Genomic DNA, 13299 nt, shown 5'->3' with positions numbered 1-13299 from the left:
GAAGATTGACTTATCTTACTGCTACCGCGTATGGAAAAAAGGCCGATGCTCCGTTTCTTCCCAGCGGTTGCTTGGATGCCGATGCCATGAATGCCTCGATATCGACGATCGAACGCGGCAACTTGCCGCTCATCCATTCGACGCCTGTCGAGGTCACGAGCATATCGTCCTCGATTCGGACGCCTATGTTCTTGTATTTCTCATAAACCGGCCGAACCTTATCGATAAATGCCTGATTCTCGGGCGTGTTTGGCAGATTGTCGAGGGCGTCCTCACGGATGTATATTCCGGGCTCATTGGTATAGACCATGCCGGGCCGTAGCGGCAGAGAATAGCTGCCAACGTCGTGCACGTTCATTCCGATCCAGTGGCCGAGGCCGTGGAATGACCAAATGCCTGCCTGACGAGAGTTCTTGTCGAGTACGAGGCCGAGCTTGAAGAGGCCGTCGTTGATGGTGTTGCGGGCGATCGCGCTTAACTCGCCAAAGGTCACGCCCGGCTTCGTGGCCTTTGCCACTGCTTCTTGCGCATCATAAACGATCTGATAGATCTCTGCCTGTTCCTTTGTGAATTTTCCATTTACCGGATAGCTGCGTGTGATATCGGCGGTGTAGTGGTCATATTCCGCGGCGGCGTCGATGAGCATCACATCGCCCTTCTTGACCGGGCTTTGCGACTCGACATAGTGCAGCGTCGTCGCATTCGGCCCGCAGCCGACTATCGACGGGTAACCCCAATTGTCGGCGTTGCGCCGGCGAAAAGTATATTCCAACTCGGCATGGACCTCATACTCCCAATTCGCACGTCCAACGGCGGCCATTGCACGCATATGGGCCTCGGTCGAGATATCAACGGCATGCTGGAGCAACTTCAATTCGTACGGAGACTTCACGAGGCGGAGTTCGGCGAATATCGGCTGCGCGTTCTCGACCTTGTAGCCTGACAAGCCTCGTGCAAAGTCATTCTCGACCCTAAACTCGCGAAGGCCATTGTCGTCATGCTCGCCCTCAGGCAGGAGCAGATAGACATTATCGGCGGCCGAGATCGATGCCCCTTCTTTCGATACGAATGGTTTCTTGTCTCTGACGGCCTGCAGGAACGCCTCGCGTTCCGAGGAGTCAACGACAGTCTTTAGCCCCGAGACAGCCATCGCCTGCTCGCGCGAATACATCTTGCCCTCCCAAGCCTCGCGCAGCGGCACACGCTTCGGCAGAAAGAGCGTTTCGGTCACCGTGCCGCCGTTCTTGGTCATGACGAAGGTGGCTCCGTCTTGCTTGAGAGCGGTGAGGTAATAGAGGTTGTTCTCCTGTCGATATACGTAATCGACGTCATTCGTATAGAGCCTGGGCTCGGCGGAGAAGAGAATGAGGACGCTCTTGTCAGCCATTTTGGATGCGACGGCGGCTCGCCGTTTGGCGAGCTCGGCCTGACGCTCGGCATCGGTGAATCTAGGAGCCGGCGGCGTCACAATGATCGAGGTCGGCCCCGCCTGCCGACCGAACGGGACAGCCGTCGTGGCAAAGGCTAGTATCAGCAAAAACACTGGAAAACGTCTCATTTTGTTACCTCTATCAAGAATTCTCTTACGGCCGTGTTCCCAAACCGGTCAGCAACGGTCACCGTTACACCGTAGTTGCCCGGCTCCAGCTTTGATGCGTCCAGAAAGCCCTCTTCTGCCTTTTCAAAGGTCAGGCTATTGGTTGCAATATAGCGAAAGATCGTCTCGCCCGTCGCCCCAGACTTGCTGCCGCCGGCGTAGACGTAGGAGACGAGATCATTCGACGGCATCTTGTCAAACCGTGTCTCGGCCGTCATTAAGTTATCGCCGTCCGGCTCACGACGGATCGCACAGCTAACGCTGTAAATGCCCAAACGGCGACGGTCCGCATTGCCATCCATCTGATCGTACGCACGAGCGACGACGCGGGCCTTGCCTGACAGCCTAATACGCGAATTGGCCTGCGGGGTTTCGAGTTGCTGCCAGTTTTCGTCCCAGAGCGTCACTTCCTCGATTACCGGCGGCCGAGTGTCAGATACGCCCGGCAGGTCGAGCGCGTCAAGTGCGTTCAACTCCGAACCGCTGCGGCCCGCGATCAAATGGACGTGATTCATTGAGTTAAGCGTGCCGACAGCGTCACCGGCCTTGAACTTTGTTCCTCGCCGGATACGAACGCCGGACAGCCGTCCGAGCGGATCTCGCTGGAATTGAAATCTGGTATCGGCGAATGGCTTTGAGGCAGCGTCGCGGCCCAGCCGCAGGTGAATATAGCCCATCGTCGGCATCCTGAGCAGCTCCCTGAGGGTGTTAAAATTCTCAGCGGCTATCGGCCGCAATACCTTTTCGTCACGAACGAATCGTGCCGTCTCGCCATACGCTCCCGCGATATCGAGGCCATTGTGAAACCACAGATGCTCCGGGTCGGCCGACACGTCCCCCCGAAGCTCGCCGAGCGTTCCCGCGATATCACGACGCGTTGTCCCGGGCTCATACGGCCACCGTCCCGGAGCGGCGTTCCGAAATTCGTCAGCTGTATCACGCATCGCGGCGATCTGTTCGCTCGTTATCGGCGTCCCCTTGTTTGTCGCTGAAAGCCGTCTTAGCAGGCGGTTTTCGCTGTCGGCAACTATTAGATCGCCGTTCCGGTCAAGGGTCAGGCCGGACGGACGGTTGAATCTCGCATCATAAAGGTCGCCATCTCTGACGCCGCGATGGTCGTGCGAGATGGTTTTTACACTCCGCGAAATATCGCCGCCGATCTCGCGAATAGCATTGCCGTCAGCGACAAAGATCGTCCCGTCACGGTGAACAGCGAGAGCCGTCGGCTGGACGAACGCCGCCTCAGCCACGGGGCCGTCGCGAAGATCTGTCTCGCCCGTTCCGGCCAAAGTCAACACGCGTCCGTCCGGTTCAACGATGCGAATTCGCCTGTTTCCGCTGTCAGCGACGAGCAATTTCCCCTGCCATACGGCAAGGCCGGTCGGCGTGTCGAACTTTGCCTCGCCGCCAAGGCCGTCGGCAAATCCGGTCTCGCCTCCGGCCAGCGTAGTGACCTTGCCGTCAGCGATCATGCGGATCCGGTCGCTGTATGTATCAGCGACATAGATCCTATTACCGTGGACGGCAATGCCGATAGGCCCGTCAAATAAGGCTTGTGGCCCGTTACCATCAGCCGCACCCGTTCGGCCGGGAACACCTGCCACGACCGAAACCTCGCCTTTTGGACTGATGGACTTGATACTGTGCGAGCCTGTGTCGGCAACGATCATGTCGCCGTTTGGCAAAAAGGCCATGCCGGAGGGCGTGTCGAGCCCTTCGGCAAACACAGAAAGGATTTTTCCGTCGAAACGCCAGATCTTGTCGTTTTGGCCGTCGGAGACGTAGATATCCGAGCCTTTGACGGCGATACCGAACGGCTCGCCGATCTCTTTGCCGGTGCCGGCTATGGTCGAAGCGTAACGGAACGGCTTTCGCTCGCCTTCAGGCCAGAACAGCCAAAAAAGGCCGCCAACGACCAGCAAACCGGCCACGGCGATTCCAAGAGCGCCGAAAAGCGTCGTCAGGGCGAGTTTTCGTCGGCGTCGGAAGACAGGCATTCTAGTATGGGTCGATGATCTCTCTTTCTTTGCGTCTTCGTTGCGCCTTGGCGGCTTTGCGGGAAATCGCTCCCGCCAAGCCGCAAAGCCGCAACGAAGACCAGTCCGATTTCGCAGAGAACGCAGAGATTCGATCCGCGACTTGTGGTAATATTACCGCACGCGATAATTTATCGAAATTTTTGGAGGAAAAACTATGTTCTCATTACAGGACCTGCTTGGGCAGGAGCAGGGAAATATGGCGGTTGACGAGATAAGCCGCAGCGTCGGGGCCGACAATTCGATGGTCAGCACCGCGATCCAGGCAGCATTGCCGGCTATTCTTAACGGTTTGGCAAATAATGCCGCCACGCCCGCAGGGGCCGAGAGCCTTAACACCGCTCTCGACGAGGACCACAGCGACGGAAGCGTCCTTGGCAACCTTGGCGGGCTCGGAAGCTTGATCTTTGGGGGTGACCAGCAGGCCGCCCCGCCGCCGCAGGCAAACGCAGGCGGCATTCTGGGCCACATCCTTGGTAATTCGCAGGGCGCGGTCGCCGAAGAGGTCAGCCAGAAATCGGGCCTTAACATCGGTACCGTGGCCCAGATCTTGATGTTTCTCGCCCCAATCGTGATGAGCTATCTCGGCCAGCGAAAACAGCAGGAGAATGTCGGTGCGGATGGCCTCGGCGGCCTGCTCGGCGGTATTCTTGGCGGTGCTGCCCAGCCCGCTCAGCAGCAGTCTTCCGGAAACGCAGTCATCGATATGGCGTCAAGCATGCTCGACAGCGACCGCGACGGCAGCGCGCTGGACGATATAGCGTCTATGGCGTTCAAATATATGACGAATAAGCAGTAAGTTGATCTTCCGTGGTTTCTGGCGGCCTCGCCGCTCTATTTGCGGAGCAGCTTGCTGCTCCGCTTGCTGGCCTCAGAATTGGCGGCTTGCCGCCGCATTGCGTTAGGCGACGGCAAGCCGCGGAAAATTGGTTAAGCCGACGGAGGAGCGTAGCTCCTCCGCAAATAGGGCGGCACAGCCGCTGGCTCCGGGACGATCACAAATATCTTGACTTCTGTGCAAAGTCGTGCTACTCTTGCAACAATCATCGGCAGCGTGTTTTGATCGTCAAAACCCGTTGCCGATACTAGTTTGAGGCCAAATAACATTTTTGCGCGAAATCTGTGGAACACGACCCAAAAAGCGATGTTAAGATCAATAGATACGATAGTTTACAGCGTTCCACTCAGGGGTGGAACAGAGGCGGAACACGCGGGAACGTTCCAAAACCGAATGTGACCGATAAGTTTAGCAGCTTCAACAAGATAGACATAAAGAGTTGATGTTAATTCTCGGAATCGAAAGCTCATGCGATGAAACAGCCGCAGCGGTCGTTCGCGACGGCCGCGAGATATTGTCATCGGTCATCGCATCGCAGATCGACCTGCACCGTCCGTGGGGCGGCGTGGTGCCGGAACTTGCTTCGCGTGAGCACCTCGAAAAGATCGGACCGATCGTTACCGAGGCACTCGACAGGGCGAAATTGACGCTTGACGACATCGACGCCATCGCGGTCACGCAGGGGCCGGGCCTGATCGGTTCCTTGCTTGTCGGCGTCTGCTATGCAAAATCGCTGGCTTGGGCCCGAAACATTCCGTTCGTCGGTGTGAATCACATCGAGGGGCATGTCTATTCCGTTGCATTGGAAAATCCGCCGGTTGAATATCCGGCGCTTGCACTGATCGTATCTGGCGGGCATACAAATATCTTTCATATTCCGCGTGAGGGCCAATACAAGGTCGTGTCGCGAACCCGCGATGACGCAGCCGGCGAGGCGTTTGACAAGGTCGCAAAGATGCTCGGCCTCGGCTATCCCGGTGGGCCGGTGATCGAGGAACTGGCAAGGACCGGCGACGGCGCGAAGGTCCGTTTCCCAACCGCAAAAATATCCGATGGCCGGCCGGACCTAAGCTTTAGCGGACTGAAGACGGCCGTCGCCCGGTATATGAGAGAGAATGGGGTGGAACCGGTCGCAGAGGGAGCCGAACCGACGACGGATATACGCGACCTTGCCGCGAGCTTTCAGGCGGCCGTTGTGCGTTCGCTGGTCGGAACGATGGAGAAGCTCGCTCGCACGCTCGATCCCAAGACCCTCGTTGTTGCAGGAGGCGTGGCGTGCAATCTCGCCCTGCGGTCTGAGGCTGAGGCGGCAGCGATGCGTCTCGGCGTGCCTGTTTACTTTCCGTCAAAGCATCTGTCGACGGACAACGCGGCGATGATCGCGGCGGCAGGGCATTATCATCTGGAGCGCGGCGAGAAGGACGACATTAGAATGACGGCTGACATTACGCTGCGGCTGCAGAACCTCGACAATGAGGATGCTGAACTGCGGCGAAAAAAGGTGCGGTATCGCCTCTGAGAATTCGATTGAATTCGAGGGGCCGGACAGCATAAGATATATGTAGAGGTTAAAACGGTTTCAAACCTTGCGGTTTGGGCGTAAAAGCACGAAAATAGTTGCAAATGGCTTACCGAAGTACCACCAAAGGTGCCGGAACCATCGACCCGTTATCGATTATCTGTCTTAATGAGGATCAGGATGAAAATGAAGTTATTTAGGCCGCTTGCGGCGATTTGTTTTTCAGCGGTGCTCGGAGCTGCGGCGTTTGGCCAGGGTGTTCCGGCCCCGCTGAAGATACGGCTCCAGCAATTTTTGTCGGGCGTGACCTCGCCCGTCTTTATGACAAATGCAGGCGACGGGACAAATCGCCTGTTCATCGTTCAGCAAAACGGCATTATCAAGGTGCTGCAGCCCGGAGCGACGACCGCGACGGACTTTTTGAACATCAGCACGCGGATCATCTCGGGCGGCGAACGCGGGCTGCTGGGACTGGCGTTCCACCCGGATTACGCGATCAATCGACGGTTCTTCGTCTATTACACGCGGACCGGCGACGGCGCGATCCAGATCGCTGAGTATAAGGTGAGCGTAGGCAACCCGAATGTGGCAGACACGACCGAGAACGTAATAATCACGATCCCGCACCCCGGAGCATCGAATCACAACGGCGGCACAGTTCTCATAGGGCCTGACGGTTACCTTTATGCCGGTACCGGCGATGGCGGCAGCGGCAACGATCCGCCAAACAACGCACAGAACATTAACGTGCTGCTTGGCAAGGTCATTCGGCTCGATATCAACAACATCCCGCCGGGACAGGTGCCCCAATACAACATTCCACCCGACAATCCCTATGTCGGGATCGCAGGTGCGGACGAGATCTACACTATCGGAATGCGCAATCCATACAGAATGGCATTTGACCGCGGCGGCAACAACGAACTCTGGGCTGCGGACGTGGGACAAGGGCAGATCGAAGAGGTTGACATCATTACGCTGGGCGGCAACTATGGCTGGCGTGCTTACGAGGGTAACAACTGCACGGGCCTGAACCCGACGCAATGTGCCGGCGGAGCAAATCCGATCGTCCACACGCCGCCGATCTTCCAGTACAGCCATAGCGGCGGGCGATGTTCGATCACGGGCGGTTTTGTCTATCGCGGCATCAGGAACACCCTGCCGTTCGGCAGTTATGTCTATGCCGATTACTGCTCAGGCGAGGTCTTCCTGTGGAACAACAATCAGCAGACGGTCATCGATAATACGAGTTCGCTGAATATAGTCGGTTTTGGCGAGGATGAGGCCGGCGAGCTTTATATGATCCGCGAGGGCGGGCCGATCTACAAGATCGTTCGCGTCTCATCATCGGCTGACGTTGACGGTGACCTCAAATCCGACGTTGCCGTTTACAGGCCTAGCAACAACAATTGGTATGCCCTGCACAGTTCCAACGGAACGGTCCGGCAGCAGCAGTTTGGCCAGGCAGGCGACATACCGGTCCCTGAGGATTACGACGGCGATAATATTACGGACATTGGGCTTTTCCGCCCGTCCGGCGGCCTCTGGCTCTATTATCGCAGCAGCGACAATACCGTATTCACCGACGATTGGGGCTCAAATCGCGACACGCCGGTTCCGGGCGATTATGACGGCGACGGCAAGGGCGACCTGGCGGTCTTCACGCCGTCGTCCGGGCTTTGGTTTATCCAGCGATCCAGTGATGACGGCCTGATCACGACGCAGTTCGGCGGCCTCGGCGACCGGCCGGTCATCGGCGATTACGATGGTGATGGCAGGTGTGACATCGCCATCTGGCGAGACACCGACGGCATCTGGTATCGACTGAATAGCTCGAATGGGGCGTTTTCAGCATTCCAGTGGGGAACAACTGGTGACCTGCCTGCCCCGGGCGATTTCGATGCTGACGGCAAGGCGGATGTGTCGGTATTTCGCCCGTCTAGCGGGATCTGGTATCGTCGCAACAGCCAGGCTGGGACCTTTGTCGCCACGCAGTGGGGCGTCGATGGTGACATACCGGTGGTCGGCGATTACGACGGCGACAGCCGCGATGATATAGGCGTTTTCCGGCCTTCAACGGGCATCTGGTACGCCCAGCGAAGCACCAACGGCACGCTGATGGCTGTGCAATGGGGCATGGATGGCGACGTGCCGCTGCCCAGCGTAGACAGGCCTTAATCCATGACGGCGCGTGCGATGGTGAAGATATCCACCGTCGCCGCTCCTCGTTTCTTAAGGACTTTTGCGCAGCTTGATGCCGTGGCTCCCGACGTGAATACGTCGTCCACGAGCAGGATCGTGCGGCCCTCGATGACGTTGGGCCGAGTGACGTAAAAGGCGTTCTCGACCGTCAATTCGCGTGCTTTCCGGTCCATCGCTGCTCGATGCATCGGCGTGTGGACCCGTCGAATTAGCGAATGCCGGTCGACGGGCACGCACAGGGTCTTTGACAATTCAAGAGCTATTACGTCCGCCTGATTAAAGCCGCGCTCGATCTGACGCATTCGTGAGAGCGGCACCGGTACGATCAGGTCTGCGGGATCCAACCGCATTCCGGCAGAATGTATCATGCGTCGCAGCCGTCTGGGGATCGATGGTGAGGATTTGAGCCTGAGGATCGATGCCGACAGTGCCTTTTCATAGATCCCGGCCGCCAATGCCCGATCGTAGTGATGTTCGTCGCACTTGTGACATCTGACAGCCACCGGAGCAGCCTGCGGGCCAAAATATGCCCCACATTTCTCGCAGAGCATCTCGTCGCCGGTGAAGACGGTGGTAGAGGCCCAGCAGTCCGAGCAGGCGCAGCCGTCCGAGCGGTTCTCGACAGCACCGCCGCAGACAGCACATTGCTGGGGATATGCAAGGGAGAGAATGGAGTCAACTGGCCCCATCAGGCAGGTCGAGGATCATTCCTCGTCTAGCAGGCCTTGTTCGAGCAGCGACTGGCAATCGAGACAATAGCGTGCCCAAGGAATGGCCGCCAGCCGCTTTGGCTGGATGTCCTTGCCGCAATTCTGGCACTCGCCGTATTCCTTGTCTGCAATTCTCAAGATAGCTTCGTCGATCAGCGTAAGCTGTCGGCTTTCATTCTCTGAAACGGCCAGCATCACATTCTTTGAATAATTGCGAACGGCCAGATCCACCGGATCGGGTGTCTCCGAATCATCGATCGACAGGTCGTTGCCGTTCAGTTTCTGGATAAGGAGTTCGCGCTCGGCGATCAGCTTCTGTTTTACTTCCTTCAGGTTCTGTTTACTCATCGTTGATACGGGAACCCCTTGATGATCGTGAATGCCCGGTAAAGCTGCTCTAACATTACGACACGAGCCATTTCGTGCGTAAAGGTCATAAACGATAAAGATAGCACGTCATTGGCCCTTTCGGCAACGTCCGCGGCCACGCCATCTGCTCCGCCGATGACAAAGACGACCTCTTTGTGCCCGGCGTTCTGCCATTTCTCGATCTCACGTGCAAGATCGTCGGACGCGAGCCCTCTGCCGCGGACATCCAGGAGGCAGACGAAGGATGTTGGATTCAGCTTCTCAAGGATACGTTTTCCCTCTGCATCTCTGGCATTCGGCGGTGTGCCGTCACGGACCTCAACGATTTCGGATCGGACAAAATGTGAAAGACGCTGCAGGTACTCACCCTGCAGCGCCAGCCAGTTGCGATCTTTCGTCTTGGCCACCCAGACGAAGCGAAATCTCATCAGATATCCTCGGGCAGATCGACCCGTGCCGCGTCGCGCCACAGGCGTTCGAGATCATAGAACTCGCGCGATTCCTTGTTGAATATATGCACAACAAAATCGCCATAATCAAGCAGCACCCATTCGGCGCCGCTGTAGCCTTCGATTCGGATCGGCCGCACCTTTAGCTGCTTCTTTAGCTGCTCGCTGATCTCATCGGCGATCGCCTGTACCTGCCGTTGGTTGGCACCGCTGGCGATAATGAAGAACTCCGTAAAGCTGGCAATATTTCGCAGATCGAGAGCGACCATGCTGAATGCCTGCTTCTCAGAGGCACAGCGGACGGCAAGTTGAACTTCGGGGTCGAGATCCGAGAATGGCGTGGGCTGTTCGGCGATCTCGATCTTCACGGCCTCGCGCTGAAGTGAGCGCTCCTGGGTTTCTTCCATCACGTATAAATCTGATATTTTTCGAGATATTTTGCAACCTCCGCCGGCACCTCACGCTGCCATGAAGAGTCATTCTCACGGATCCGGCGGCGAATATCGGTGGCCGAGACATCGAGATTGACTGCGTCCGTAAAATAAATGCGGAGCTCGTCAGAAGGTGCATACTCGCCGCCGCCTCTGAGGTCAATGATTCGATCCCGGATCTCTTCCGTCACATGGTCAGATCCGATCTCGACGCTCGGACGCGTTACCACAATGATGTTGGCGGCCCTAAGTACAGTCTCCCACTCGCGCCATGTGTTGATGTCGCGCCACGAGTCGGCTCCTATTACAAAGAAGATGTTGTCACCAGCGAACTCGGTATTCAGCCTGGCGAGCGTATCAACCGAAAACGGCCTGTCGGGCATCTCGATCTCCATGCGCGAGACTGATAGTTGCGGTACATTCTGCGTCGCCAGGCACAGCATCGCGTAACGATCATAGGCCGAGGTCGGCTTGCTCCTCGTCTTATGCGGAGCACGGAATGCCGGAATATATACGAATTGATCCAGAGCAAATCGCTCAAGGAGTTCCATCCCGATAGCAAGGTGGGCGCGATGCATCGGGTCGAATGAGCCGCCGTAGAATGCGATCCTTCGGTTCATTTCGCCGGTGCCTCGCTTCGCAGGGCCTCTCCTACCGCCGCGACTAGTTCCTTTACACCTCTATTCGTGACTGACGAAATGGCAAAGAACGGTTTGCCATCCTTTCTGGCACGCTTTTTCAAGGCTTCAAACCGGTCAGGATCGTCGATCGCGTCGATCTTAGTTGCAACCACGATCTGAGGGCGCTCGGCGAGTTCAAGGTCATAGTTCGCAAGCTCCTGATTGATGATCTCGTAATCGTCAACAGGGTCGCGTCCCGAGAGTGACGATACATCCACAAGGTGCAGCAATAGCTTAGTTCTCTCAACATGCCGTAGAAATCGGTCGCCAAGCCCCGCGCCTTCGCTGGCCCCTTCGATCAGGCCCGGAATATCGGCCACGACAAAGGTGCGAAAATCACCCATGTCCACCACGCCGAGGTTTGGCTCAAGCGTCGTGAACGGGTAGTCTGCGATCTTCGGCTTTGCGGCCGAGATGACCGAGATCAGCGTCGATTTGCCGGCGTTCGGAAAGCCGACCAAGCCGACGTCGGCAAGGAGTTTTAGTTCGAGCTGCAACTCCTTTTCTTCGCCGGGCCGGCCGTCGTAATGGTACTTTGGAGCCTGTTTCGTCGGCGTCGCAAAGTGGGCGTTGCCCCATCCGCCTTTGCCTCCCTTCGCGGCACGATAACGCTGGCCGGATTCGGTAAAGTCAAACAGCATGTCGTCAGAATCAGCCTCAAACACCTGTGTTCCCACGGGAACCTTCACAACATGATCCGCGCCGTCCTTGCCGGACCGGTTCGATCCTTCGCCGTGGCGTCCGCGTTCGGCCTTGTGTTCGGGATTGTAGCGCAGGTGGAGTAGCGTATTGAGCGATTCGTCCGCCTCGATCCACACGCTGCCCCCGACGCCGCCGTCGCCGCCAGACGGGCCGCCACGCGGGACAAACTTCTCACGCCGAAACGCCGTCACGCCGTTCCCACCATCTCCGGCCTTGATCCTGATCTTTACACGGTCAATGAACACGTTAGTAGTTTAGAGTTCGGAGTTTAGAGTTCAAAGCTGGTCACAGTTCAAACTTTAGGCTTTCCACAGATTGACAACGGATAGCGCCAAAAAAACAAGAGCGTCGTTCCGGTTGCCCTTCGCGACGCTCCTATTTTATGACTCTCTTCGATTCGCCGAGGCTTCACCTTAGAGAGTGGCGACGATCACATGTACACGTTCCCGTCGCCGATTTGTATCCCGATCACGCTCTGCGGAGAGCCGGTTCCGGTCAGCACCCTTCCAGTTTCCCGTCAGTTAGCGTTCTCACGCCGGTGCCATTAGGTTTTTGTTCTGGTGGCTTTTCCTCCACCGCCGGTTACGTCCCCGGCAACGAGGCCCGCTGCACATCTTCCCGAAGGAGGCTGCATCTCGGGCGGCTTCGCACTCGACTCGGTTAATTACTTCCGAGGAGCGTCACCCGTTTTTATCCGGATGACTCCGGCCGGCATGCCTGCCGACCTTCGCAAGCCTTTCGGCTTCGGCTCCGAGCGTACCAAGCAGCGGCATTCCGCTCCTTCTGCCCTCGCTACGTCGCGTCACCGCGTCGCAGCCACCTCTCGGTGCCGGTCGAGATCGCCGTAACAACCTCGACTTTGAAGCTATCTTACACCCGATAATTTCAATGTCAAGTAGAAAGTACTTTAACTATTGGCCTTATTTTATCAGTGTTCTGTGCAAATCCTGTGGAAAAGCCCGCTAGCCGCCTGTGGATAAAAATGTGGGAAATCCGGCAACCTGAAATGTCTCATCAGTTAGCCGGTTCAGCCGATTTGTGCCCTGTTAAATGTGGTTTCAAGGGCCACAAAAATGAGTCGCGAAAAAAAAATGTCAGAAGGTGAAAAAAACAAAAAGCACACGCCTTTCGACGTGTGCTTCCATCCAAAATCAGCGAATGGGTTATGCAGCCGCAGGTGCTAATTCCGCCGAGCCCTCGGCATAGACACTGATGAATTTGCCCTTACGGCCCTTGTCCTCAAATTTGACAAAGCCCTCGATCAGCGAGAACAGCGTGTCGTCCTTGCCGCGGCCGACGTTGTTGCCGGGCTTCCATTTGGTGCCGCGCTGGCGAGCGAGGATGTTGCCGCCGAGTACGTGCTGGCCGCCGAATTTCTTCAAACCGAGCCGCTGAGCATTCGAATCGCGGCCGTTGCGTGATGAACCTACTCCTTTCTTATGTGCCATTAGTCTATCTTGATCTCCGTATAGCCCTGGCGATGGCCCTGGGTCCGTTTGTACTGCTTGCGGCGTTTCTTTTTGAAGACAATGATCTTATCCGCCCGGCCGCTGCTGACGACCGTCGCCTTGACGGTGCCCGTCGCGACCTTGCCGCCGCTCATCAGCGTGGCGATCTCAACCTTCTTGCCGTCCTCGGCGTCCTTGATCGTCGGCACACGAAGCGTCTGTCCGCTCTCGACCGCGAACTGCTTGCCGCCCGTTTTAATAATTGCGTAGCTCATTGTGTTTAGCTCCGTTCGACGGGCGTGGTGTGACGCCGAAATC

General features: G+C 57.0%; 13 protein-coding genes. 3 read left to right on the top strand and 10 right to left on the bottom strand.

Annotated elements, in window-relative coordinates; translation table 11 throughout:
• Window positions 1-10: 10 nt before the first annotated feature.
• Both IPM59_12525 and IPM59_12520 read right to left on the bottom strand, forming a co-directional pair.
• Window positions 11-1558 carry an aminopeptidase P family protein gene (locus IPM59_12525; GenBank protein MBK9216392.1) on the bottom strand — a complete coding sequence of 516 codons (1548 nt, stop codon included), beginning with the start codon at window positions 1556-1558 and terminating at the stop codon, window positions 11-13.
• Window positions 1555-3594 (bottom strand): hypothetical protein, encoded by a 2040-nt coding sequence (locus tag IPM59_12520; GenBank protein MBK9216391.1) that lies wholly within the window; start codon window positions 3592-3594, stop codon window positions 1555-1557. The genes IPM59_12525 and IPM59_12520 overlap by 4 nt, the downstream gene beginning before the upstream one ends.
• Before the next feature lie 196 nt (window positions 3595-3790).
• Here IPM59_12520 and IPM59_12515 point away from each other — a divergent pair, with 196 nt between their 5' ends.
• From IPM59_12515 to IPM59_12505, 3 genes are all read left to right on the top strand, one after another.
• Window positions 3791-4432, top strand: coding sequence for a DUF937 domain-containing protein (locus IPM59_12515; protein ID MBK9216390.1), 642 nt, complete (start codon window positions 3791-3793; stop codon window positions 4430-4432).
• Between the two features lie 481 nt (window positions 4433-4913).
• Window positions 4914-5990: a tRNA (adenosine(37)-N6)-threonylcarbamoyltransferase complex transferase subunit TsaD gene (tsaD, locus tag IPM59_12510; GenBank protein ID MBK9216389.1), complete on the top strand. Its 1077-nt coding sequence runs from the start codon at window positions 4914-4916 to the stop codon at window positions 5988-5990.
• A gap of 186 nt (window positions 5991-6176) precedes the next feature.
• Window positions 6177-8168 (top strand): PQQ-dependent sugar dehydrogenase, encoded by a 1992-nt coding sequence (locus tag IPM59_12505; protein MBK9216388.1) that lies wholly within the window; start codon window positions 6177-6179, stop codon window positions 8166-8168.
• Here IPM59_12505 and IPM59_12500 read toward each other — a convergent pair.
• From IPM59_12500 to rplU, 8 genes are all read right to left on the bottom strand, one after another.
• Window positions 8165-8881 carry a ComF family protein gene (locus IPM59_12500; protein MBK9216387.1) on the bottom strand — a complete coding sequence of 239 codons (717 nt, stop codon included), beginning with the start codon at window positions 8879-8881 and terminating at the stop codon, window positions 8165-8167. The genes IPM59_12505 and IPM59_12500 overlap by 4 nt on opposite strands.
• A 15-nt stretch (window positions 8882-8896) precedes the next feature.
• Window positions 8897-9250 (bottom strand): TraR/DksA family transcriptional regulator, encoded by a 354-nt coding sequence (locus IPM59_12495; protein ID MBK9216386.1) that lies wholly within the window; start codon window positions 9248-9250, stop codon window positions 8897-8899.
• Complete coding sequence (locus IPM59_12490; GenBank protein ID MBK9216385.1) at window positions 9247-9699, bottom strand: 23S rRNA (pseudouridine(1915)-N(3))-methyltransferase RlmH; 453 nt, start codon at window positions 9697-9699, stop codon at window positions 9247-9249. Before IPM59_12490 ends, IPM59_12495 begins: the two co-directional genes overlap by 4 nt.
• Window positions 9699-10127, bottom strand: coding sequence for a ribosome silencing factor (gene rsfS / locus IPM59_12485; protein ID MBK9216384.1), 429 nt, complete (start codon window positions 10125-10127; stop codon window positions 9699-9701). Before rsfS ends, IPM59_12490 begins: the two co-directional genes overlap by 1 nt.
• Window positions 10127-10771 carry a nicotinate (nicotinamide) nucleotide adenylyltransferase gene (gene nadD, locus IPM59_12480; protein ID MBK9216383.1) on the bottom strand — a complete coding sequence of 215 codons (645 nt, stop codon included), beginning with the start codon at window positions 10769-10771 and terminating at the stop codon, window positions 10127-10129. Before nadD ends, rsfS begins: the two co-directional genes overlap by 1 nt.
• Window positions 10768-11778: a GTPase ObgE gene (gene obgE / locus IPM59_12475; protein MBK9216382.1), complete on the bottom strand. Its 1011-nt coding sequence runs from the start codon at window positions 11776-11778 to the stop codon at window positions 10768-10770. Before obgE ends, nadD begins: the two co-directional genes overlap by 4 nt.
• Before the next feature lie 918 nt (window positions 11779-12696).
• The gene (gene rpmA, locus IPM59_12470) at window positions 12697-12981 is read right to left on the bottom strand and encodes a 50S ribosomal protein L27 (GenBank protein MBK9216381.1); all 285 of its coding nucleotides are present in this window, start codon (window positions 12979-12981) and stop codon (window positions 12697-12699) included.
• Entirely contained in the window at window positions 12981-13256 is a 276-nt protein-coding gene (gene rplU, locus IPM59_12465) for a 50S ribosomal protein L21 (GenBank protein MBK9216380.1), read from the bottom strand. The genes rpmA and rplU overlap by 1 nt, the downstream gene beginning before the upstream one ends.
• Window positions 13257-13299: the final 43 nt, after the last annotated feature.

It is taken from the genome of Chloracidobacterium sp. (assembly GCA_016715795.1).
Lineage (GTDB): Bacteria > Acidobacteriota > Blastocatellia > Pyrinomonadales > Pyrinomonadaceae > OLB17.
Note: the sequence above shows the minus strand (reverse complement) of the source record. Positions and strands in the feature narration are given on the sequence as shown.

What these genes read in the sequence shown, in the direction of transcription:
- IPM59_12495 (MBK9216386.1), bottom strand. Translation starts at nt 9,250, where the DNA reads ATGAGTAAACAGAACCTGAAGGAAGTAAAACAGAAGCTGATCGCCGAG.
- IPM59_12515 (MBK9216390.1), top strand. Translation starts at nt 3,791, where the DNA reads ATGTTCTCATTACAGGACCTGCTTGGGCAGGAGCAGGGAAATATGGCG.
- IPM59_12500 (MBK9216387.1), bottom strand. Translation starts at nt 8,881, where the DNA reads ATGGGGCCAGTTGACTCCATTCTCTCCCTTGCATATCCCCAGCAATGT.
- rsfS (MBK9216384.1), bottom strand. Translation starts at nt 10,127, where the DNA reads ATGGAAGAAACCCAGGAGCGCTCACTTCAGCGCGAGGCCGTGAAGATC.
- rplU (MBK9216380.1), bottom strand. Translation starts at nt 13,256, where the DNA reads ATGAGCTACGCAATTATTAAAACGGGCGGCAAGCAGTTCGCGGTCGAG.
- IPM59_12525 (MBK9216392.1), bottom strand. Translation starts at nt 1,558, where the DNA reads ATGAGACGTTTTCCAGTGTTTTTGCTGATACTAGCCTTTGCCACGACG.
- tsaD (MBK9216389.1), top strand. Translation starts at nt 4,914, where the DNA reads ATGTTAATTCTCGGAATCGAAAGCTCATGCGATGAAACAGCCGCAGCG.
- nadD (MBK9216383.1), bottom strand. Translation starts at nt 10,771, where the DNA reads ATGAACCGAAGGATCGCATTCTACGGCGGCTCATTCGACCCGATGCAT.
- rpmA (MBK9216381.1), bottom strand. Translation starts at nt 12,981, where the DNA reads ATGGCACATAAGAAAGGAGTAGGTTCATCACGCAACGGCCGCGATTCG.
- IPM59_12490 (MBK9216385.1), bottom strand. Translation starts at nt 9,699, where the DNA reads ATGAGATTTCGCTTCGTCTGGGTGGCCAAGACGAAAGATCGCAACTGG.
- IPM59_12520 (MBK9216391.1), bottom strand. Translation starts at nt 3,594, where the DNA reads ATGCCTGTCTTCCGACGCCGACGAAAACTCGCCCTGACGACGCTTTTC.
- IPM59_12505 (MBK9216388.1), top strand. Translation starts at nt 6,177, where the DNA reads ATGAAGTTATTTAGGCCGCTTGCGGCGATTTGTTTTTCAGCGGTGCTC.